This is a genomic window from Pseudomonas sp. SM4 (assembly GCF_051913165.1).
In the GTDB taxonomy this organism is placed as follows: domain Bacteria; phylum Pseudomonadota; class Gammaproteobacteria; order Pseudomonadales; family Pseudomonadaceae; genus Aquipseudomonas.
This window is the reverse complement of sequence record NZ_JBODOE010000017.1, coordinates 121,581-143,392: the sequence shown is the minus strand read 5'-3', so window position 1 is coordinate 143,392 and position 21,812 is coordinate 121,581. Positions and strand designations below refer to the sequence as shown.

Below are 21,812 nucleotides of genomic sequence, written 5' to 3'. Positions count from 1 at the left end.
CTCGCTGTCGTTGGCTTCTATAAGAATGCCACCGTGGCGCACAGACGCCTCGGCTTGGGCGAGTCCATACAATTACATTGATGAGGTGTCAGTGCGAGGCGGTGATCAGCAGGTCGAACTCTTTGAGCAGCACCTGCAGTTGACGATCCTTGCCACCCAGGTTGCGCTGGGCGAAGACCATTTCTGCCATCTCCTGGATACCCGAAGCATTCGGCAACGGCAGATCCTGTTCGAGGATCATCTTCATGCGGGGCAGGAAGATCCATTGCAGCCATTGTTCAAAGTCCAGCGTATCGACCGAAAACGGTTCGACACTGCTCAGGGCTTCGGCCGACGGCGACACCTCGTCCCACCAGCCTTGTGTGCGCAATTCACGCTCGATCAATAGCAACTGATCGGCGATTTTCGGGAAACGGGCATCCATCACAGCGAAACCTTGGCCTTCTGACGGGCCTGAGCGGCGCCGGCGGAATCGCCTTGTTTCTCGCGGGACTGAGCGATGATTTCCCACAGACTGGCTTGCAGGTCCGGGCGACCGTTGGCCATCGTCAGCGCACGACGGGCGAACTGCTCGGCTTGCGGCGCATCCCCTTGAGCCATGCGCACTTGCGCCAGGCGATAAAGCACTTGCGGCTCACGCGGAGCGACGCGCTGTGCACGCTCCAGACTGGAAGACGCGCCGTTGAGGTCGCCGCCCGCCTGTTGCTGCTGAGCGGTAGTCAGCAAGGCGAGCACCGGGCCGTCCAGCTGTTCGTCTGCCGACAAGCCGCCGCCACTGCTGGCGGAAGGAATCCCGCTCGGCGTCGAAGGCATGCTGTAGCTGCCGGAATTGATCGGTGCCGATTCAACGGCCGGAGGCGTGTACGGCCCCGACGTGATACCGCCGGACGCCGGGCCCGACTCGATAGGCGAAGAGCTGATCGGCGTCGACACGGCGGCACCGCCACCCGGCACCATCACCACCACGCCGGTATCGCCTTGCGGGATCGCTTGAGTCTGAGCCTGAGCCTGCGCAGGACGCTTTACGGTCGTTTGACGGAAACCGCCATTGGCCGAGATACGTTCGCTGTTGGACACAGCCGTACCGGAATCGACCACCGGGATCGAACCACGCTGTACGGTAGAGCAGCCGCTGAGCAAAGCCACGGCGGTCACCGCTGGAATCAACCACTTGTTCACTTGAAACCCTCTTTGCTTAATTCATCCAGCCCTTGACCCAATCCATCACCGACTCGCCGGAAGCAGGCGTTTCGCTTGCACAGGCGGCGCCGGGTGGCGGTTCGCTGCCGCGAATATACGGCATCTGCACCGCACCTGGGCAGTTGGCATCGGAGCCCTGCCCGGTGCGCGAATCGACCCATGCCTGGACGATGTTGTCCGGCTGCGGCATGTCCAGCGGCAGCGGATCAGCCTTGCGCATGAAACTGGTCCAGACTTGCAACGCGCCGGTGGCCCCGGTGAACGGCGTCTTGCCGTTATCGTCGCGGCCCAGCCACACCACCGCCAGCAGGTCCTGACTGAAACCGGCGAACCAGCTGTCACGGGAATCGTTACTGGTGCCGGTCTTGCCGGCGAGTGTCAGGGTCTTGGGCAGCACGTTATAAACCGAACTGCCGGTACCTTCACGCATCACGCGCTGCATGGCGTTCTGGATCAGATAGATGGACGCCGGGTCGAAACGCTGCTCGATCTGGAACGGATAACGCTTGAGCGGTTCGCCCTCGGCGGTCAGCACGCTGCGAATCCCGCGCATCGGCGTGTTGAAACCACCGTTGGCGAGGGTCTGGTACATGGTCGCCACTTCGATCGGGGTCATGCCACCCGCGCCGAGCAACATCGACGGGAACGCCGGGAATTCACGTGTAACGCCCAGACGACCGAGTGTTTTCAACACATTCGGCACGCCCACTTCCAGACCCAGACGCGAGGTCGACAGGTTGTAGGAGTGCGCCAGGCCCTGATAGAGGAAGACCGTGCCGTGGGAGCGACGATCATAATTCTGCGGTTTCCACACCTGACCGTTCGCGCCTTTGACCGACAACGGATCGTCGGACAGCCAACTGGTCAGCGTGTACTGGCTCGGTTTCTCCAGCGCGGTGAGATAAACCGCCGGTTTGATCAACGAACCCACCGGCCGCACCGCATCGAGTGCCCGGTTGAAGCCGGCAAAACTGGCCTGACGGCTGCCGATCATCGCCTGCACTTCGCCGGTTTCCGGGTTGGTCACGACCATCGCTGCTTCGACATCGTCGGAGCCTTTGCGCCCGGACAGACGCTTGAACGTGTCGTTGACCGAGGCTTCGGCCTTCATCTGCAGAATCGGGTCGAAACTGGTGAAGATCCGCAGGCCTTCTTCGGTCAAGTCTTCGTCGCGGTAATCTTCGCGCAACTGCCGTTTGACCAGATCGATAAAGCCCGGGAACGAACTGTCGGCGAGCTTGCCGCGCGTGGTCACGCCCAGCGGCATTTTCTTCGCTGCTTCGACCTGCTCGGCCGTCGCCACGCCCTGCTGCTCAAGTACGTCGAGCACCAGGTTACGCCGCTCCAACGCGCGCTCCGGGTTGCGTCGCGGGTTGTAGTAGGACGGGCCTTTGACCATGCCGACCAGCAACGCCACCTGATGCAGTTTCAATTCGGATAATGGCTGACCGAAGAAGAACTGGCTGGCCAGACCGAAACCGTGCACTGCGCGCTGACCGTCCTGCCCGACGAAGACTTCATTGAGGTAGGCCTCAAGGATTTCTTTCTTGTCGTAATGCATTTCCAGCAATAGCGCCATCATCGCTTCGGTGAGCTTGCGGGTCAGGCTGCGTTCGTTGGTCAGGTAGAAGTTTTTCACCAACTGCTGGGTCAGCGTACTGCCGCCCTGGGTCATCTTGCCGCCAGAGGTGTTGACCCAGATAGCCCGGGCAATCGACTTCGGCGACACGCCCCAGTGGCTGTAGTAATCGCGGTCTTCTACAGCGACCAGGGTTTCGAGCAGGTACGGCGGCACCTGATCGAGCTTGATCAGAATGCGGTCTTCGAGATTCTTTGGATAAATGCCGCCGATCATCAGCGGTTCAAGGCGTACCACGGACAGTTTCGAACCGTTGGTCGCCGACAACTCAGCCACGTAATCGCCGGAGAAACGCACGCGCACAGGCTGCGGCTTCTCCAGGCCTTCATAGAACTGGAAGCCACGGGTATTCAGATCGACCGTATTACCGTTGACGGCTGCGGCGCCGGGACCATTGCTCACGGCTTCGCGGCGATAGCCAAGAGCATCGAGTTCGGTAAGGAAATCGTCCTTGCTGAGCTTTTGTCCGACGAACAGCTCAAGCGGCCGCGCGTAGACCTTCGCCGGGATGGTCCAGCGCTTGCCGGAGAACTTCTCCTGCACCACGGCATCGAGGTAAACGGCGAAGCCGGCCAGCACGACAAGGCCGACCAGACTGAGTTTAATGGCCCAGCTCAACCATGGGCTGAGGCCCTTGGAAGGTGGTTTTTTCTTGGTACGGGGGGATCGAGTTCGAGTCATGGCGGCGGATTATACGCACTTTATTCATACTCAACAGGAGCGCTCCGAGGTTTGCGTCAGGCTGGCGAGCGGCCATAATGGCCGCCTTGAATTTCCCCCCTCTCTGAAGGATCGCCCGTGAGCCAGTCACTGATCGCTGCCCTGCAAAACCCGGCCCTCTACCCGCACCCTGTCGAAGGGTTTCAGGTCATCGAAACCCATATCTCGTGGGTGATCCTCACCGGCCCCTTTGCTTATAAAGTAAAGAAACCGGTCAATTTCGGTTTCCTCGACTTCACCGGCCTCGAGTCGCGCGCACATTTCTGTGCAGAAGAACTGCGTCTGAACCAGCGCCTGACCGACGATTTGTACCTGGAAGTATTGCCAGTGACCGGCAGCGTCGAAGCACCGCAACTCGGCGGTGAAGGCCCGGCGATCGAATATCTGCTGAAAATGCGCCAGTTCCCACAGACCGGTCTGCTCAGCACTTTGCAAGCCAACGGCGAACTGACCACCCAGCACATCGACGAGATGGCCAAGCAAATCGCCCGCTTCCACCTCACCGCGCCAAAAGTCCCGGCCGAACACGACGCCGGTACCCCGGACAGCGTGATGGCGCCGGTGTCGCAAAACTTTGAGCAGATCCTGCCGTTCCTCAGCGACAAAAACGATCTGCTGCAACTCGACGCACTGAAAGCCTGGGCCGAAAGCAGCTTCGAACGTCTCAAGCCACTGTTCGCCCAGCGCAAAACCGAAGGCTTTACCCGTGAATGTCACGGCGACATCCATTTGGGCAACGCCACGGTCATCGACGGCAAAGTGGTGATCTTCGACTGCATCGAGTTCAACGAACCGTTCCGTTTCACCGACGTCTGGGCCGACACCGGCTTCCTCGCGATGGACCTTGAAGACCGTGGCCTGAAATCCCTGGCGCGCCGCTTCATCAGCCAATACCTGGAATTGACCGGCGACTATCAAGGCCTCGAAGTGCTGAACTTCTATAAAGCCTACCGCGCACTGGTTCGCGCCAAGGTTGCGCTGTTCAGCATGCCCGCGGACGCGACGCCGGTGCAGCGCGCCACCACCCTGCGCCAGTACCGCAACTACGCCAACCTGGCCGAAAGCTACAGCACCATTCCTTCGCGCTTCATGGCGATTACCCACGGCGTTTCCGCTGTCGGCAAGAGCCACGTGGCCATGCGCCTGGTCGAAGCACTGGGCGCGATCCGCCTGCGTTCCGATGTTGAACGCAAGCGCCTGTTCGGTGAACAAACCGTCGCCAACGACGTGCAGGCCGGCATCTATAGCGCCGACGCCAGCGCGGCGACCTACGCACGCCTGCATGAAATTGCTGAAATCATCCTGCACGCAGGTTTCCCGGTGGTGATCGACGCGACTTACCTTAAACGCGAGCAACGCGACAACGCGGCGAAAATTGCCGAAGCCACCGGCACACCGTTCCTGATCCTCGACTGCAACGCGCCACAAGCGGTGATCGAGAGCTGGCTGGCGATTCGTCAGGCGGATAAACAGGATCCGTCCGACGCCACGCTGGCCGTGATCGAAGCACAGCAAGCCAATCGTGAAGCGCTGACGCCGGAAGAAATTCTGCGCAGCAAACGCGTGCAGACCAACGAATCCGGCACGCTGGACACCGTGGTCGCGCAGATTCGTCAGCGCTTGCCAGGCCTGTAAAAAACTATTTCGGCCGTGAAGCCCTCGCTTGCTTCACGGCCGCCAAATAGTGGCACTATACTGGCGTCATAAAACCAACAGGTGATCTGACATGAGCCAGCCTAAACTGCTCGACTCCCCGCTGTATGCCTTGCTGCACAAAGATGACATCACAGGTTTCAACAACGAACGCCCGCAAGACGGCCCGATCGACATGGTCGGTGGCGACTTCCGAGGCCTTGACCTGCGTGAACTGAACGCCGATGGCGTGGATTTCCGGGACGCGTATTTCCGCTCGGCCGATTTACGTGGCATCGATTTTCGTAATGCGTCGCTTGAAGGCGCCAGCCTGGCGCACGCGCAGATTTCCGGGGCGTACTTCCCGCCGGAGCTGAGTGCCGACGAGATTCTGATGTCGATGAATTTCGGTACGCGCCTGCGTTATCGCACTCGCTGAAATAACCATCCAGCGCCTGCCGCTGTAGGAGTGAGCCTGCTCGCGATAGCGGTTTAACATTCAACATATGTGTGCCTGCCAGCCCGCTATCGCGAGCAGGCTCACTCCTACATTGATATGTGTGTTTTCTCCCTCCTTTCTGCGCTCGCAGGCCGTTCAAGCTCCTTTTCTTAGAAGCATTTGCGTCGAATCCGACCAAACAACCACGCTTTTCCTACTGATGGCTACACTCCTGAGAAGCTCGCCCACGCACCATTCGGCCGTCGCAAGGAGGCTTGATGAATGATGAACTGCAACACCTGAAGAATCTTGGCAAGACGTCGGCGCAATGGCTGCATGCCGTGGGCATCCACAGCGCCTCGGACTTGCGTCGCCTGGGCGCGGTGGACGCCTACCGGGCCGTGCGTACCCGCGGGTTTCGCGCATCGAAGGTGTTGTTGTATGCGATCGAAGGCGCGCTGATGGACGTGCACTGGAACGACATCCCCGCCGAACGCAAGGACGCCCTGAACAAACAGCTCGAAGCCATTTCCTCGCGCCACAAGAACTGAACGGACGCTGACCGTCATGTATTTGCTGGGGGAACAATCGGCATATGCCGATGCACTGATCAATCGCCTACAGAGTTTGCCCGCGCAGTGGCTGCTCGGCCTGGCGCCATGCGGGCCGGATCTGCAACTGGACGCGACGGATGATTTGTTCGCGCAGTTACCCGGCGATCAGTTGTTTCTGTTGGCTGAAGGTGTGATCAACGGCTGCATCGCTGCCCGTCCGCTGTTTTATTGGCAAGAGGGCGACCTGATCGGCCTGCAGCGTGGCAATGAATGGGACGATTGCCGCCTGTACAGTGACGGGCCACTGCGCTTGACGCCTTACCGACGCCATGAGGTGTTTCAGCATCTGTACGCCGACGCCGGCCGGGCGGATCAATTTCTTGCGTATCTGCTGGGGCAAATGGCGATTCTCGCCCACACCGTCGCCGAGCTGAAACCACGCGAGTTTCGCAGCACCAATGGTTTCAAACGGGTTGAGGCCGGGGAAATTCTGATCAAGCAGGGCGACGTCGCCGATCATGTGTTCGTGATCATCGACGGCCATGCCGAGGCCTTTGTCGAAGGGCACAAGGTCGGTGATGTGCCCAAGGACGAGATATTTGGTGCCATGGCGGTTTTCACCGGCGAACCGCGCAATGCCACGGTCATCGCCCGAGAAGCGAGCACAGTGATGCTGATTCCCGGTGAGCAGTTTTTGAGCATGACCCGCACCAATCCGAAGATTGCCCACAGCCTGATCGAAAGCATGGCGCGGCGTATCGGCCAACTGAATAAACAAGTCAGCCAAATGAGCGAAATCAGAAGTTAATGCCAGCCCCCTGTTTTCGGGGCATCCCGGCCATTTTCGAGTCTGAATCAAAGAAATGAGAAAACAGTTGTTGACGTGGTAATGAGAATCGCTATGATTATCACAACTGGTCGCGAGATCAGTCGATATTCTGAAAAGCCCTTGGTTCGGACTCTCAGATTATCTCCTCATCAGGCTAATCACGGTTATTTGACCCGGTTTTTTACCGGGTCTTTTTTTGCCTGTGGAAAAGTCATTTGCCGAATTGTTCACGCATCTGTTCGCAGTAATCCTGCTTGGGCGTCGGGGCGGTGTACCAGACGTAATCGGCCATCGCGGCAGTCACCGCTGCGCCCCGCTCTGCCAGCATCAACACCGTTGGCGCTTGAGTGGCGCCCAGATCCACGACATGCAACGGCACCCCGACATCCTTGCGCGCATGCCACGCCCCAACCAACAAGATCGAAGGCGTGGGCGCCGCGAGCATGCGCTCAGCCATGCGTCGGTCACGCTGCTGGTGCACGGCCAGCATCGCGGGCATCTGTGCTGCGGGCAGCAGTCCGCAATGGGATTCACTGATCTGCGCCAGCAACGTGCTTTTCACCGACGCCGCATTACTGCGCGCACCGCTCAGCACCGGCGGGTTGCGGTAGAAGGTACGGATTTCACTGTTTTCAAGATTGGCCGCCAGCAGCGGATACGGCTGGCTGAGAGCAAAGCGCACGATCGGCCCATAGAGATTCCAGTCCCAGCCATCCTGCCAGGTCAGCGCCTCTGAAAGATTGGCGGACGGCGACATTGCCTGGCGAACGGCATCTACCTTGGGCTGCTGATCCGGCGTGAGCATTTCCAGCAACAGACTGCCTTGCGGCCGTTGCTCGCCGAGCGACTGCAACAGCCACAATTGCGCGGCGTGATGATCGGCATTGTCGTGCTGCTCGCCAATGATCAGTCGCTCGGGTCCAGCAAGGCGTTTCACCAGTTGCTGCGCCGTCAGCTCCTCACCGCTGCGCAGGTCACGAATCTGGCCACTGATCGGCGGTGGCGCAACAACATGCTGACACCCCGCAAGCAACACCACTGCCAACAGCCACAACCCACGCATGCCATCACCTCGATGATTCAGTCAGCGGGCAATGATCAGCGGATGCCCGCGCTCCGGGTGCGGCTGCACCAACACTTCAAGACCGAACACAGCCTTCAGCGAGTCCGGCCGCAACACCTGCTCCGGGGTGTCCAGCGCTACCGGACGCCCGCCTTCGAGCAGCAGAATACGATCACAATAGCGCGCCGCCAGATTCAGATCATGCAGGATCACCAGCACCGCCGCGCCGCGATCGGCAAACTCGCGCACCGCTTGCAGCGTGGTGTGTTGATGCAACGGATCAAGCATCGACGTCGGTTCATCCAGCAGCAGCGTTTGCCCGGCTTGTCCCGGCCAGAGCTGCGCCAACACCCGCGCCAGATGCACGCGCTGGCGCTCGCCACCGGACAACGCCAGATAACTGCGACCGCTTAAATGCCCGGCATCCGCCGCCGCCAACGCTGCGGCGATGATTTCGTCATCACGCACGCGACCGCTTTGATAGGGCAGGCGGCCCATGCCGACCACTTCTTCGACACGAAAGGCAAAGTCCAGGGTCGACACTTGAGGCAACACAGCCAAGCGTTGCGCGCGCTGCTGTCCGGTCCAGTGACTCAACGCTTGCCCGTCGAGCGAAACGCCGCCCGCGCTGGGCGCCAACTCACCGCACAGCGCACCGAGCAAGGTACTTTTGCCGGCACCGTTCGGCCCGAGTACGCCGAGCACTTCGCCCGGTTCGAGTTGCAACGTGACATCGCTGAGCACGGCCTTGCGCCCGCGCTGAATGTGCAGATCTTGCGCACGCAACATCAGGCACGTCCTCGCAACAGCAGAAATAGAAAGAACGGCGCACCGATAAACGCGGTGACAATACCGATCGGCAACTCGGCAGGCGCCAACGCCAACCGCGCGACCAGGTCAGCCAAGAGCAAAAGGCTCGCCCCCGCCAGCACCGATGCCGGCAGCAAGACTTTGTGATCCGGGCCCGCCAGCAAACGCACCAGATGCGGCACCACCAAACCAACGAAGCCGATCATTCCCGCTGCTGCCACCGCAGCGCCGACACCCAGCGCGGTGCAAAACACCAACTCGCGCTTCAGTCGCTCGACATCGATGCCCAGATGCCCGGCTTCCGACTCGCCGAGCAGCAAGGCATTCAGCGCCTTGGCCCGACGTGGCAACCATAACGCGACACCAACGCTGATGATCAGCAACGGCCACAACCGCGCGTAACTGGCGCCATTGAGGCTGCCAAGGTTCCAGAACGTCAGCGTCCGCAGGGTCGCGTCATCTGCCAGATAAGTGAACAGGCCGACGGCCGAACCGGCCAGCGCGGTCAGCGCGATACCCGCCAGCAACATGGTCGCGACATTGGTCTGGCCGTTGCGCCGACCGAGTCGATAGACCAGTGCCGTGACCCCGAGCCCGCCGAGAAACGCGCAGACCGACAACAGATAAGGCCCGAACCACTCCGGCAAACCGCCAAAAAACGAGCCCCCGACAATCGCGATCGCCGCACCCAACGCCGCGCCACTGGAAACACCCACCAGTCCGGGGTCTGCCAAGGGGTTACGAAACAATCCCTGCATCGCCACGCCAGACAATGCCAGCACACCGCCGACCGCCAACCCGAGCAAGGTACGCGGCAGACGAATCTGCCCGAGAATCAGCTCGGCCTGCTCCAGCCCTTCTGGCGCCAGCGGTACACCAAGCATGCGCAACGCTGCGCGCAACGTATCGATCAGCGGCAGGCTCACCGGCCCCAGCGCCAATGACAGCCAGATCGCCAGCAAACACAGGAGCGTCAGGCCGATGAACAAGGCACGGGGTTTGACCAGTGTGGTCATTGGCCGCTCTGGGCCGGGTAGAAACCGTCAGACAGGGTTTTCAGCGCCGCAGGCAAACGTGGCCCGAGGCCGCCGACCAGCAGGGTCGGGTCCAGCTCGAGCACCCGGCCTGCTTTGGCGGCGCGGCTTGAATCGAGAATCGGGTTTTCCTTGAACAGCGCGGCTTTCGCCGCCTCACCGGTGAGCGCACGGTCGGCGAATACCAATACTTCAGGGTCGAGACTGGCCAGAGATTCCACGGAAAAAGGTTTGTAACCGGTATGCGTCGCCAGGTTATGCCCACCCGCTTGTTGCAGCAGCCAATCGGCGGCGGTGTCCTTACCGGCAATCAACGGTTTGCCGCCAGCATGTCCGAGCAATAGAAGCACGCCTGGCGCTTTCTGTTGGGTCTGCGCATCGGTCACTCGTGCTTGCTGCGCATCGAGTTGCTGTTGATAACGTTGCAGCAGTTGCGCAGCCTGTGGCTCGGCGCCCAGCAACTGGCCCAAGTGAGTCACGTTTTTCTGCAGCGTCGGCAGATCCGGCTGCGCCGAGAACAACTCCACCTGAACCTTGGCCGCTTTCACCTGTGACAGCACCGGCGGCGGGCCCATTTCCTCGGTGCCGATCAGGATGTCCGGGCGCAGACTGAGAATGCCTTCAGCGGAAAGACTGCGCTGATAACCGATGCTCGGCAGCGCCTTCAGCGACTCGGGATGCTGGCTGGTGGTGTCGACACCGACCAGCTTCGACTCGCCCCCCAAGGCGCTGACCCACTCCGACAGCGCACCGCCGGCACTGACCCAACGTTGCGGCAAATCAGCCGCTGCCGCCTGGTGACTGACGAAAAGTCCGGCACACAGCACAGCAACGCGGGTACTCAGGCGCATATCCAGCTTCCTTGAATAAGGTTTTTCCCGGGCGTCAGAATGGCAGGCCAAGTATCCTCGGCATCTGCCAGCCGCCCTGCGGACGAAGGCCGTCATTTGATAATTGTTTGCATTTAAACGTCAAGCTCGGACATATCCGGACACGAGCGGACACTAGAGGATAGTCATGAAGTTTCTCTGCGCAGGCGCCGATCTGGCTGAAGCCGCCAGTCGTGGTTTTGAAGTCGACGGGAAAAAGCTCTTTGCCGTGCGCCGCAGCGGCCAGGCCTATGTTTACCTCAATCGCTGCCCGCACCGCGGCGTCGGGCTGGAATGGCAGCCCGACCAGTTTCTTGACCCCAGCAACAGTCTGATCCAGTGCGCCACCCACGGCGCACTGTTTCTCATCGAGGACGGCGAATGCGTGGCCGGGCCTTGCGCCGGGCAGTCACTCACCGCCATCCCCTGCCGCGAAAACGCGCAAGGCCTGTGGATCAACGTTTAACCGTTGAGCAAGACGTCGAGACGCCGGTCGATGACCATCTCTTCATGGTTCAAACGCACGCCGTACGCCAGCACCTCAACGCCACAGGCAACGGCTTCGAGAAGCGCATCGGCGTACGCCGAATCGATTTCCTTCGCAGGCCGCACCGCTTCAATCCCGCTCAGATTGACGCAATACAACTGCACCGCCCGAATCCCGTCGCGAGCCAAATGCGCCAGCTCACGCAAATGCTTGGCGCCACGCTGGGTCACGGCATCCGGAAAAGCCGCCACCGCCGTGCCATCGAAGCCCAGGGTGACGCTTTTCACTTCCACATAAGCCGGGCCGCTCGGGTATTCGAGGCGGAAATCGATACGGCTTTTTTCCTGCCCATAGGCGACTTCTCGCTTCAACGCGGTAAAGCCGTTCAACTCGCTGATCACGCCAGCCTGCAAGGCTTCCTCGACCAACCCGTTGGCGCGTCCGGTGTTCACACAAAACAGCCGCCCTTGCGGGGTTTCGCCGATCTCCCAAGTGCCGGGCAATTTGCGCTTGGGATCGTTGGAGCGGCTGAACCAGACCTGCCCGCCCTCGACCTGACAATTGAGCATGGAGCCCGTGTTCGGGCAGTGAATCGTCAACAACTCGCCGCTAACGGTCTCGATATCGGCGAGAAAGCGTTTGTATCGACGAATCAACCGCGCTTCTTCAAGAGGGGGATAAAAGCGCATCAGCCTTGCCAACTCTTCAAGCCACGCGCGATGCGTTCCACCGCTTGCTGTAAGCGAGTGAGGTTTTGCGTGTAGGCAAAACGCACATGATGACTGGCTTGATAACGACCAAAATCCAGCCCCGGCGTAAAGGCGACGTGCTCGGTTTCGAGGAAATGACGGCAGAACGCGAAGGCATCGCCGCCGAACTGGCTGATATCGGCGTACAAATAGAACGCGCCCTCCGGCTCCACGGCAATGTTGAATCCGAGCGCGCGCAGGGCGGGCAGCAGGAAGTCGCGACGACGACCAAATTCGGCGCGACGCTCCTCCAGAATGGCGATGGTGTCCGGCTCGAAACACGCCAATGCAGCGTATTGCGCCATGCTCGGGGCGCTGATGTAGAGATTCTGCGCGAGTTTCTCCAGGTCACTCACCGCCGCCTCCGGCGCGACCAGCCAGCCCAGGCGCCAGCCGGTCATGCCGAAGTACTTGGAGAAACTGTTCAGGACAAAAGCGCTGTCATCGACTTCCAGCACGCTGGCGGCATCGGTGCCGTAAGTCAGACCGTGATAGATCTCATCCACCACCAGATGCCCGTGTTTCGCCTTGATGGCTGTGGATAACCCGGCCAGCTCATCGCGGGTCAGGATCGTTCCGGTCGGGTTGGCCGGCGAGGCAACCAGCGCGCCGACGCTGTCGTGGTCCCAATGACGCTCGACCAGATCCGGGGTCAGTTGATAGCGCACGTCCGGGCCCACTGGGACAAGCTGCGCGGCACCTTCGACCAATCGCAGGAAGTGCCGGTTGCACGGATAGCCTGGGTCCGCCAACAGCCAGTGTTTGCCGGGGTCGACCAGCAACGCACTGGCCAGCAACAGCGCACCAGAGCCGCCCGGGGTGATCAGAATCCGCCGCGGATCAATGTTCAAGGCGTAACGCGATTGGTAAAAACCGGCGATCGCCTCGCGCAACTCGGGAATCCCGCGCGCTGCGGTGTAACGGGTCTTGCCCGCCGTCAGCGCCGCTTGCCCGGCCCGAATGATCGGTTCGGCCGTGGTGAAGTCCGGCTCGCCGATCTCCAGATGGATCACGTCGTGGCCTTCAGCCTGCAATTCATTGGCCCGCGCCAGCAGCGCCATTACATGGAACGGTTCGATCGCACGACTGCGCGCACTGTACGGCTGAGCCATTGGTTTTCCTTCGAAGGGGAAAAAGAGACGATTCTACCCATCTGCCGGAACGAGCGAGAACCCGCAGCGGTCACAGCCTCAAGAACGCTGGACTGTAACGATATGAGCGTACGCTCCAGGATTGACTAAAATCAGTGATTGAACAGGTCTCCAACACCGCCAGACACGGCTTGTCAGACTTTTGCAAGCGCCACCCGCCGGGACCTCGACATCCGGGAGTAGCGCAGGCTGAATTGATCTGGTAAGTTCGCCCGCTTGCAGCCGCAGGGCCGGCAGGTGTCGGTGATGGAGCAATCCTGCGCAATGGATTACAAGAGTAGAGGCGGTCCATTTCATGCCCACCCAAGCAAAGCAACAGCAGAATCAGACGATCAGCGGTTTCGAACCTTATGTTCCGGCGAAAGGTGAAGAGTACATGGGCGCCCCGATGCGCGCGCACTTCACCAAGGTCCTGAACAAGTGGAAACAGGAGTTGATGCAGGAAGTCGACCGCACCGTTGACCACATGAAGGACGAAGCTGCGAATTTCCCGGACCCGGCCGACCGTGCCAGCCAGGAAGAAGAATTCGCCCTCGAGCTGCGCGCCCGCGACCGCGAACGCAAGCTGATCAAGAAAATCGACAAGACGCTGCAACTGATCGAAGACGAAGAGTACGGTTGGTGTGATTCGTGCGGCGTCGAGATTGGTGTGAAACGCCTCGAAGCACGCCCTACAGCCGACATGTGCGTCGACTGCAAGACTCTGGCGGAAATCAAGGAAAAGCAGGTCGGCAAGTAATCTCGACCTGAACGAAAAACGGAGCGTGCGAACGCTCCGTTTTTGTTTCTGTCTTTTGCCTTTGCCTTTGCCTTTGCCTTTTGTAGGAGTGAGCCTGCTCGCGATAGCGGTGGGTCGGTCAATATCGGTGTTGAATGTCGCACCGCAATCGCGAGCAGGCTCACTCCTACAGGTTGACCTGCGTATAGCCTGAAAAGTAGCTTCGTTTCCATGACTGCCAAAAAATCCCCCGCGTACATCGGCCGCTTCGCCCCGACCCCCAGTGGCCACTTGCACTTCGGCTCGCTGGTTGCCGCCCTCGCCTCTTACCTCGACGCCCGTTCGGTCGGCGGTCGCTGGCTGGTGCGCATGGAAGATCTCGATCCGCCCCGTGAAGAACCCGGTGCGCAAACCGCGATTCTCAAGGCGCTGGAAAGCTACGGTTTCGAGTGGGACGGCGACATGGTGCGCCAGAGCGATCGGCACGATGCCTACGCCGACGTCCTCAATAGCCTGTTCAATCACGGCCTGGCCTACGCCTGTACCTGCTCGCGCAAACAGCTCGAAGCGTACAACGGCATTTATCCGGGTCTGTGCCGTAATCTCGGCCACGCTCAGCAAGACGCCGCCATTCGCCTGCGCGTGCCGGAGCTGGAATACCACTTCATCGACCGCGTGCAAGGCGAATACCGTCAGCATCTGGGCCGCGACGTCGGCGATTTCGTCATCCGCCGCCGCGACGGTCTCTACGCCTATCAATTGGCCGTGGTGCTCGATGATGCCTGGCAAGGCATCACCGACATCGTCCGGGGTGCCGATCTGCTCGACTCGACGCCACGTCAGCTCTACCTGCAAGAGCTGCTGGGCCTGCGCCAACCGCGCTATCTGCACTTGCCGTTGATTACCCAACCGGATGGCAACAAGCTCGGCAAATCCTACCGCTCGCCACCGCTGGAAGCTGATCAAGCCACGCCATTGCTGCTGCGGGCCCTGCGTGCTTTGGGGCAAAACCCCGACGCCGAACTGGCCCACGCCTCGCCGCAAGAATTACTGGCGTGGGGTTGCCTGCACTGGGATGCGACAAAGATCCCGCGCACACTGACCCTGCCCGAAGCGCAACTGCTATGACGCCACTTGCAGTCGCGCGCCCATCCGTTACCATCGCCGCACGTTTTCGGGCACGCGCATAAAAAAGAGAGGCCGGGATGTACATCTATCGCTTGGTCCTGCTTTTAGTCGTCGGGATCTACCTGTTTTCCCCCGCCATCATGGATTGGTGGATCGACGCGACGGGCGCCTGGTATCGCCCTTATCTGCTTTGGCTGATCCTGATTGTTGTGACCTTCATCCTGCAGAGCCAAAAAGATGCCGATGAGCTTTAGCCTGACCCAGATGATCCTGATCAGCGCCGCGTACCTGGCGGTGCTGTTCGGCGTTGCCTGGGTCAGCGAACGGGGCATGATCCCGCGCGCGATCATTCGCCACCCGCTGACTTACACTTTGTCGCTTGGGGTTTACGCCAGTGCGTGGGCGTTCTACGGCACGGTGGGCCTCGCGTATCAATACGGCTACGGTTTTCTGTCCAGCTACCTCGGCGTGTCCGGCGCATTTCTGCTGGCGCCGGTGCTGCTCTATCCGATCCTGAAAATCACCCGCACCTATCAACTGTCGTCGCTGGCGGATCTTTTTGCGTTCCGTTTCCGCAGCACCTGGGCCGGTGCGCTGACCACGATCTTCATGCTGATTGGCGTGTTGCCGTTGCTGGCGTTGCAGATTCAAGCGGTCGCCGATTCCATTGGCATCCTCACTGGCGAGCCGGTGCAGAGCCGCGTAGCGCTGGCGTTTTGTGCGCTGATCATCCTGTTCACGATTTTCTTCGGCTCCCGCCACATCGCCACCCGTGAGAAACACGAAGGGCTGGTGTTCGCGATTGCCTTTGAATCGGTGATCAAACTGATCGCCCTCGGCGGCGTCGGTTTGTATGCGCTGTACGGGGTGTTCGACGGCCCGCAGCAACTTGAGGTGTGGCTGCTGCAAAACCAGACCGCCCTCGCCGCGTTGCACACGCCATTGCAGGAAGGCCCATGGCGCACGCTGCTGCTGGTGTTTTTCGCCTCGGCAATCGTGATGCCGCACATGTATCACATGACGTTTACCGAGAACCTCAATCCGCGCTCACTGGTCAGTGCGAGCTGGGGTTTGCCACTGTTCCTGCTGTTGATGAGCCTGGCGGTACCGTTGATCTTGTGGGCCGGCCTGAAACTGGGCGCCACGACCAATCCGGAATATTTCACCCTCGGCATCGGCATCGCCGCCAACAGCAAGCCGCTGGCGTTGCTCGCCTACGTCGGCGGTCTATCGGCGGCCAGCGGCCTGATCATCGTCACCACGCTGGCGCTGTCGGGCATGGCGCTGAACCACCTGGTGCTGCCGCTCTATCAACCGCCGGCCGAAGGCAATATCTACCGTTGGCTGAAGTGGACGCGCCGCGCGCTGATCGTCGCGATCATCATGGCCGGTTTCGGTTTCTATCTGATGCTCGGCGCCGAGCAGGATCTGGCCAACCTCGGCATTGTTGCTTTCGTGGCGACCCTGCAATTCCTCCCGGGCGTGCTGTCCGTACTGTACTGGCCGACCGCTAACCGCCGAGGCTTTATCGCCGGTCTGCTGGCGGGGATTCTGGTCTGGGTGGTGACCATGCTGTTGCCGCTGGTCGGCAATCTGCAGGGCTTCTACATCCCGCTGCTGAACATGATTTACGTGCTCGACGACACCAGCTGGCACATGGCGGCCATCGCCTCGCTCGCCGCCAACGTATTGATGTTCACGCTGATCTCGCTGTTCACCAATGCCAGTCCGGAAGAAGCCAGCGCCGCCGAGGCCTGCGCTGTGGATAACGTGCGTCGCCCGCAGCGCCGCGAACTGCACGCTGCCTCCCCGCAGGAATTCGCCACACAACTGGCCAAACCACTGGGCGCCAAGGCTGCGCAGAAAGAAGTCGAGCAAGCCCTGCGTGACCTTTACCTTCCCTTCGACGAACGCCGCCCTTACGCCTTGCGCCGTTTGCGCGACCGCATTGAAGCCAACCTCTCCGGCCTGATGGGCCCGAGCGTGGCGCAGGACATGGTTGAAACTTTCCTGCCCTACAAGGCCGGCGGCGAAAACTATGTCACCGAAGACATTCACTTTATTGAAAGCCGTCTTGAGGATTACCACTCGCGCCTCACCGGTCTGGCTGCCGAACTCGATGCCTTGCGCCGTTACCACCGCCAGACCTTGCAGGAACTGCCGATGGGCGTCTGTTCGCTGGCCAAGGATCAAGAGATCCTGATGTGGAACAAGGCCATGGAAGAACTCACCGGGATTGCCGCGCAACGCGTGGTCGGTTCGCGCCTGAGCACCATCGGCGAGCCGTGGAAAGAATTGTTGCAGGGCTTCATCAATCTGCCCGACGAGCATTTGCACAAACAGCATCTGGCCCTCGACGGCCAGACCCGCTGGCTGAACCTGCACAAAGCGGCCATCGATGAGCCGCTCGCGCCGGGTAACAGTGGCCTGGTGTTACTGGTCGAGGATTTGACCGAAACACAGATGCTCGAAGACAAACTGGTGCACTCCGAGCGCCTGGCGAGCATTGGTCGCCTCGCGGCGGGTGTCGCCCACGAAATCGGCAACCCGGTCACCGGCATCGCCTGTCTGGCGCAAAACCTGCGCGAAGAGCGCGAAGAAGACGACGAACTGACGGAAATCAGCGGGCAGATTCTCGAACAGACCAAACGCATATCGCGCATCGTCCAGTCGCTGATGAGTTTTGCCCACGCCGGCAGCCATCAGCACAGCGACGAGCCGGTGTGTCTGGCCGAAGTGGCGCAGGACGCCATCGGCCTGCTGGCGCTGAACCGACGCAATTTCGAAGTGCAGTTCTACAACCTGTGCGATCCCGATCACTGGGTCGAAGGCGATCCGCAGCGACTCGCGCAGGTGTTGATCAATTTGCTTTCAAACGCCCGCGACGCCTCGCCGCCGCACAGTGCGGTACGGGTCAAGAGCGAAGCCGGCGAACACACGGTCGATCTGATCGTCGAAGACGAAGGCAGCGGTATTCCGAAGAACATCATGGACAGATTGTTCGAACCCTTCTTCACCACCAAGGATCCTGGCGAAGGCACCGGTCTGGGCCTTGCACTGGTCTATTCCATCGTTGAAGAGCATTATGGACAAATCACCATCGACAGCCCGGCTGATGTACAAAGCCAACGCGGCACCCGTATCCGGGTGACCTTACCGCGTCATGTCGAAGCGACGTCCGCTGTGAACTGAGACCGTCGAGAGTATCGAATCAATGCCGCACATTTTGATCGTCGAAGACGAAACAATTATCCGCTCCGCCTTGCGCCGCCTGCTGGAACGTAATCAGTACCAGGTCAGCGAAGCCGGTTCAGTGCAGGAAGCACAAGAACGCTTCACCATTCCTACGTTCGACCTGATCGTCAGCGATCTGCGTTTGCCGGGCGCACCGGGCACCGAGCTGATCAAGCTCGGCCAGGGCACGCCGGTGCTGATCATGACCAGTTACGCCAGCCTGCGCTCGGCGGTCGACTCGATGAAGATGGGCGCGGTGGACTACATCGCCAAGCCTTTCGACCACGATGAAATGCTCCAGGCTGTCGCGCGGATCCTGCGTGATCGCCAATCGGCTCCGGCTGCCGGCGAAGCGGTTGCCAGCAAACCGGCCAATGGCAGCGGCAAACCCGCCACTGACAACAGCAACGGCGAAATCGGCATCATTGGTTCGTGCCCGCCGATGCAGGATCTGTACAGCAAGATCCGCAAAGTCGCGCCGACCGATTCCAATGTCCTGATCCAGGGCGAGTCGGGCACCGGTAAAGAACTGGTGGCCCGCGCCCTGCACAATCTGTCGAAACGCGCCAAGGCACCGATGATTTCGGTGAACTGTGCAGCTATCCCGGAAAGCCTGATCGAGTCCGAACTGTTCGGCCACGAAAAAGGCGCGTTCACTGGCGCCAGCGCCGGGCGTGCAGGTCTGGTTGAAGCGGCGGACGGCGGCACCTTGTTCCTCGACGAAATCGGCGAACTGCCGCTGGAAGCTCAGGCCCGCCTGCTGCGCGTGTTGCAGGAAGGTGAAATTCGCCGTGTTGGTTCCGTGCAGTCGCAGAAGGTCGATGTGCGCCTGATCGCGGCCACGCACCGGGATCTGAAAAGTCTGGCGAAAATCGGCCAGTTCCGTGAAGACCTTTATTACCGTCTGCACGTGATCGCATTGAAACTGCCGGCCCTGCGCGAGCGCGGTGCCGACGTCAACGAAATCGCCACGGCTTTCCTCGCTCGCCAGAGCGCGCGCATCAATCGTACCGACCTCAAGTTTGCTGCGGATGCCGAACAGGCCATTCGTCACTATTCCTGGCCGGGTAACGTGCGGGAGTTGGAGAACGCGGTCGAGCGCGCGGTGATTCTCAGTGAAAGCCCGGAAATCTCCGCCGATTTGCTGGGCATCGACATCGAGCTGAGCGATCTGGAAGACGACGAGTTCATCGGTCTGCCGCCGCAAACGGGCGGTAACGCCAGCAACAGCAGCCATGAGCCGACCGAAGACTTGTCGCTGGAAGACTATTTCCAGCACTTCGTCCTTGAGCATCAGGACCACATGACCGAGACCGAACTGGCGCGCAAACTGGGCGTCAGCCGTAAATGTCTGTGGGAGCGTCGTCAGCGTCTGGGCATTCCACGGCGCAAGACCGGGGTCGCCAGCGAGAGCTGAACATTACCTGTCGAGTGTGCGGGTAACGGTTGAGGATGTGAAAAAACTGTTACCGCAGTCGATTCACGTAACAGAAGCCGGGGTTATCGGTAACGAAACCCCGGCTTTTTTTCGCCCCGAGAAAACGGTTATATCGACCTAACCCTTTGTTTTACGGGGTTTTGCAAAAGTTGGCACGACCCCTGCTATATGTTTGGTACAAGAACAATAACAAGCAATGCACAAGACAATAAAAATAAGACGAATCGACTCACGCACAATAAAAACAAGACGGCGAGAGGCGCAGCTAACTGATTCTTTTGGAGAGGCGTTGTATTTGGGGCTTGCCCCACGACCAGGCCGAGAACAACAAAAACTGTCCTAAGACAGAGCCTGTACTGGTTGGATCGAGAGATCACTGCAATTCAGCGACCAAAGCAATCCGTTTGCTCTTGGCTCCCGATTGGGAGGGTCACGAAGGAAACGCTTCGTGGCGAGGGCACTCAACAAAAACAAGAAGCCCGAATCAATAATAAAAAGAGCACGCAACTACTTCTTGGGGAGCTTCGGCTCCCCTTGTAGTTTCTCCCTCCCGGCAAAATCCCCTGTTTTTATCGCGCGCGACGCCTGTAGCCTGCGGCTTGCAGCTCAAATCTGCCGTGTCCTACACCATCCCCCGACTAAATGCTAGAATCTGCGCCCATCATGCGGTCATTCTTTGGTATGGCCGAACATTCCTTCAAACAGTGCATCCCATGCTGAAGAAGTTGTTCCAGTCATTCCGAACTCCCGTGCGTCGTACGCAACACATCCGCAGCACCCCTGAAGTGCTCAACAGCGGTCAACATTCGCTGCAGAAAACGCAGTTCAGCCGCTATGCGGTGAATATCGTCGAACGCCTGCAAGGTGCCGGTTACCAGGCTTATCTGGTCGGCGGTTGCGTGCGTGACATGCTGCTGGGCATCACGCCCAAGGATTTCGACGTCGCCACCAGCGCCACGCCCGAGCAAGTCCGTGCCGAATTCCGCAATGCGCGGATCATCGGCCGTCGCTTCAAACTGGTGCATATCCATTTCGGTCGCGAAATCATTGAAGTCGCGACCTTCCGCGCCAATCACCCGGTCAACGAAGACGACGAGGACAGCAATCAGTCTTCGCGTAACGAGAGCGGGCGGATTCTGCGCGACAACGTTTACGGCACCCTGGAAGAAGACGCGCAACGCCGCGACTTCACCATCAACGCCCTGTATTACGATCCGGTCAGCGAGCGCATCCTCGATTACGCCAACGGCGTACACGACATCCGCAATCACCTGATCCGTCTGATCGGCGATCCGAAGCAGCGTTACCAGGAAGACCCGGTGCGTATGCTGCGGGCCGTGCGTTTCGCCGCCAAGCTCAACTTCGGCATCGAGAAGCACACCGTGCAGCCGATCCGTGAACTGGCGCCGATGCTGCGCGAGATTCCATCGGCGCGCTTGTTCGAAGAAGTGCTCAAGCTGTTCCTCTCGGGACACGGCGCGATCACCTTCGAAATGCTCGTCGATCTGCAACTGTTCGCCCCGCTGTTCCCGGCCAGTGCCGATGCACTGGAACACAACCCGGAGTACACCCACACGCTGATCAGCGAAGCGCTGACCAACACCGACCTGCGCATCAAGCAGAACAAACCGGTGACCCCGGCGTTCCTGTTTGCCGCGCTGCTGTGGCCTGCCCTGCCGGCCCGCGTGTTGCGCTTGCAGGAACGTGGCATGCCGCCAATTCCGGCAATGCAGGAAGGCGCGCACGAGCTGATCGCCGAACAGTGCCAGCGCATTGCGATTCCAAAGCGCTTCACCATGCCGATCCGCGAGATCTGGGACATGCAGGAACGCTTGCCACGCCGCAGCGGCAAACGTGCCGACCTGTTGCTGGACAATCCGCGTTTCCGCGCCGGTTACGATTTCCTGCTGTTGCGTGAAAGTGCTGGCGAGGAGACTGATGGCCTCGGCGAATGGTGGACGGACTATCAGGACGCCAACGAAAGTGAGCGCCGCGACATGATCCGCGACCTCAGCGGCAAAGGTGATGACGCCAGCGGCGCGCCACGCAAACGTCGTCGCAGCAGCGGCTCCAAGCGCAAACGCGCCGGCGCCCCGAGCGCTTCGACAGGCGAGTAAA

20 protein-coding genes are annotated in these 21,812 nt (G+C 60.2%); 11 read left to right on the top strand and 9 right to left on the bottom strand.

Annotated elements, in window-relative coordinates:
• Positions 1 to 88: 88 nt before the first annotated feature.
• Genes ACQ4MY_RS26145 through mrcB form a run of 3 tightly spaced genes read right to left on the bottom strand, consistent with a single transcriptional unit; the run spans position 89 to position 3,520 of the window.
• Positions 89 to 424 carry a YqcC family protein gene (locus tag ACQ4MY_RS26145; protein ID WP_008080825.1) on the bottom strand — a complete coding sequence of 112 codons (336 nt, stop codon included), beginning with the start codon at positions 422 to 424 and terminating at the stop codon, positions 89 to 91.
• The gene (locus ACQ4MY_RS26140) at positions 424 to 1,179 is read right to left on the bottom strand and encodes a hypothetical protein (protein ID WP_008080826.1); all 756 of its coding nucleotides are present in this window, start codon (positions 1,177 to 1,179) and stop codon (positions 424 to 426) included. Before ACQ4MY_RS26140 ends, ACQ4MY_RS26145 begins: the two co-directional genes overlap by 1 nt.
• 16 nt (positions 1,180 to 1,195) lie before the next feature.
• Positions 1,196 to 3,520, bottom strand: a complete 2,325-nt coding sequence (mrcB, locus tag ACQ4MY_RS26135) for a penicillin-binding protein 1B (RefSeq protein ID WP_158831321.1) — start codon at positions 3,518 to 3,520, stop codon at positions 1,196 to 1,198.
• A gap of 117 nt (positions 3,521 to 3,637) precedes the next feature.
• On the opposite strand from mrcB, the gene ACQ4MY_RS26130 reads away from it, so the two are divergent.
• From ACQ4MY_RS26130 to ACQ4MY_RS26115, 4 genes are all read left to right on the top strand, one after another.
• A complete protein-coding gene (locus ACQ4MY_RS26130) occupies positions 3,638 to 5,194 on the top strand; it encodes an AAA family ATPase (protein WP_440096934.1) in 1,557 nt (518 codons plus the stop codon).
• A gap of 91 nt (positions 5,195 to 5,285) precedes the next feature.
• Entirely contained in the window at positions 5,286 to 5,630 is a 345-nt protein-coding gene (locus ACQ4MY_RS26125) for a pentapeptide repeat-containing protein (protein ID WP_008080829.1), read from the top strand.
• Between the two features lie 278 nt (positions 5,631 to 5,908).
• Positions 5,909 to 6,181 carry a TfoX/Sxy family protein gene (locus ACQ4MY_RS26120; protein ID WP_003228231.1) on the top strand — a complete coding sequence of 91 codons (273 nt, stop codon included), beginning with the start codon at positions 5,909 to 5,911 and terminating at the stop codon, positions 6,179 to 6,181.
• A gap of 16 nt (positions 6,182 to 6,197) precedes the next feature.
• Positions 6,198 to 6,992: a Crp/Fnr family transcriptional regulator gene (locus tag ACQ4MY_RS26115; protein ID WP_440096933.1), complete on the top strand. Its 795-nt coding sequence runs from the start codon at positions 6,198 to 6,200 to the stop codon at positions 6,990 to 6,992.
• A 232-nt stretch (positions 6,993 to 7,224) separates the two neighbouring features.
• On the opposite strand, the gene ACQ4MY_RS26110 is transcribed toward ACQ4MY_RS26115, so the two are convergent.
• From ACQ4MY_RS26110 to ACQ4MY_RS26095, 4 genes are read right to left on the bottom strand one after another with little or no spacing between them, the layout of a single operon-like run.
• Positions 7,225 to 8,076, bottom strand: a complete 852-nt coding sequence (locus ACQ4MY_RS26110; RefSeq protein ID WP_440096932.1) for a ChaN family lipoprotein — start codon at positions 8,074 to 8,076, stop codon at positions 7,225 to 7,227.
• A 21-nt stretch (positions 8,077 to 8,097) separates the two neighbouring features.
• Positions 8,098 to 8,865 carry a heme ABC transporter ATP-binding protein gene (locus ACQ4MY_RS26105; protein ID WP_440096930.1) on the bottom strand — a complete coding sequence of 256 codons (768 nt, stop codon included), beginning with the start codon at positions 8,863 to 8,865 and terminating at the stop codon, positions 8,098 to 8,100.
• The gene (locus tag ACQ4MY_RS26100) at positions 8,865 to 9,848 is read right to left on the bottom strand and encodes a FecCD family ABC transporter permease (protein WP_178116859.1); all 984 of its coding nucleotides are present in this window, start codon (positions 9,846 to 9,848) and stop codon (positions 8,865 to 8,867) included. Before ACQ4MY_RS26100 ends, ACQ4MY_RS26105 begins: the two co-directional genes overlap by 1 nt.
• 50 nt (positions 9,849 to 9,898) lie before the next feature.
• Positions 9,899 to 10,771, bottom strand: a complete 873-nt coding sequence (locus ACQ4MY_RS26095; RefSeq protein WP_008080841.1) for a heme/hemin ABC transporter substrate-binding protein — start codon at positions 10,769 to 10,771, stop codon at positions 9,899 to 9,901.
• 166 nt (positions 10,772 to 10,937) lie between these two features.
• Here ACQ4MY_RS26095 and ACQ4MY_RS26090 point away from each other — a divergent pair, with 166 nt between their 5' ends.
• Positions 10,938 to 11,255 carry a Rieske (2Fe-2S) protein gene (locus ACQ4MY_RS26090; protein WP_440096929.1) on the top strand — a complete coding sequence of 106 codons (318 nt, stop codon included), beginning with the start codon at positions 10,938 to 10,940 and terminating at the stop codon, positions 11,253 to 11,255.
• On the opposite strand, the gene sfsA is transcribed toward ACQ4MY_RS26090, so the two are convergent.
• Positions 11,252 to 11,965: a DNA/RNA nuclease SfsA gene (gene sfsA / locus ACQ4MY_RS26085; protein ID WP_440096928.1), complete on the bottom strand. Its 714-nt coding sequence runs from the start codon at positions 11,963 to 11,965 to the stop codon at positions 11,252 to 11,254. The genes ACQ4MY_RS26090 and sfsA overlap by 4 nt on opposite strands.
• Positions 11,965 to 13,137: a pyridoxal phosphate-dependent aminotransferase gene (locus tag ACQ4MY_RS26080; RefSeq protein WP_440096926.1), complete on the bottom strand. Its 1,173-nt coding sequence runs from the start codon at positions 13,135 to 13,137 to the stop codon at positions 11,965 to 11,967. The genes sfsA and ACQ4MY_RS26080 overlap by 1 nt, the downstream gene beginning before the upstream one ends.
• Positions 13,138 to 13,471: 334 nt before the next feature.
• Here ACQ4MY_RS26080 and dksA point away from each other — a divergent pair, with 334 nt between their 5' ends.
• The 6 genes from dksA (at position 13,472) to ACQ4MY_RS26050 (ending at position 21,811) form a co-directional block, all read left to right on the top strand.
• On the top strand, positions 13,472 to 13,915 hold the full coding sequence (gene dksA / locus ACQ4MY_RS26075) for an RNA polymerase-binding protein DksA (protein ID WP_008080850.1): 444 nt from the start codon (positions 13,472 to 13,474) through the stop codon (positions 13,913 to 13,915).
• A 210-nt stretch (positions 13,916 to 14,125) separates the two neighbouring features.
• On the top strand, positions 14,126 to 15,022 hold the full coding sequence (gene gluQRS / locus ACQ4MY_RS26070; RefSeq protein ID WP_440096925.1) for a tRNA glutamyl-Q(34) synthetase GluQRS: 897 nt from the start codon (positions 14,126 to 14,128) through the stop codon (positions 15,020 to 15,022).
• A 77-nt stretch (positions 15,023 to 15,099) separates the two neighbouring features.
• A complete protein-coding gene (locus ACQ4MY_RS26065) occupies positions 15,100 to 15,276 on the top strand; it encodes a hypothetical protein (RefSeq protein WP_003176118.1) in 177 nt (58 codons plus the stop codon).
• Positions 15,260 to 18,214: a sensor histidine kinase gene (locus ACQ4MY_RS26060; protein ID WP_008080855.1), complete on the top strand. Its 2,955-nt coding sequence runs from the start codon at positions 15,260 to 15,262 to the stop codon at positions 18,212 to 18,214. The genes ACQ4MY_RS26065 and ACQ4MY_RS26060 overlap by 17 nt, the downstream gene beginning before the upstream one ends.
• A gap of 22 nt (positions 18,215 to 18,236) precedes the next feature.
• On the top strand, positions 18,237 to 19,673 hold the full coding sequence (locus ACQ4MY_RS26055; protein ID WP_008080856.1) for a sigma-54-dependent transcriptional regulator: 1,437 nt from the start codon (positions 18,237 to 18,239) through the stop codon (positions 19,671 to 19,673).
• 734 nt (positions 19,674 to 20,407) lie between these two features.
• Complete coding sequence (locus tag ACQ4MY_RS26050) at positions 20,408 to 21,811, top strand: polynucleotide adenylyltransferase PcnB (RefSeq protein ID WP_008080858.1); 1,404 nt, start codon at positions 20,408 to 20,410, stop codon at positions 21,809 to 21,811.
• Position 21,812 lies beyond the last annotated feature (1 nt).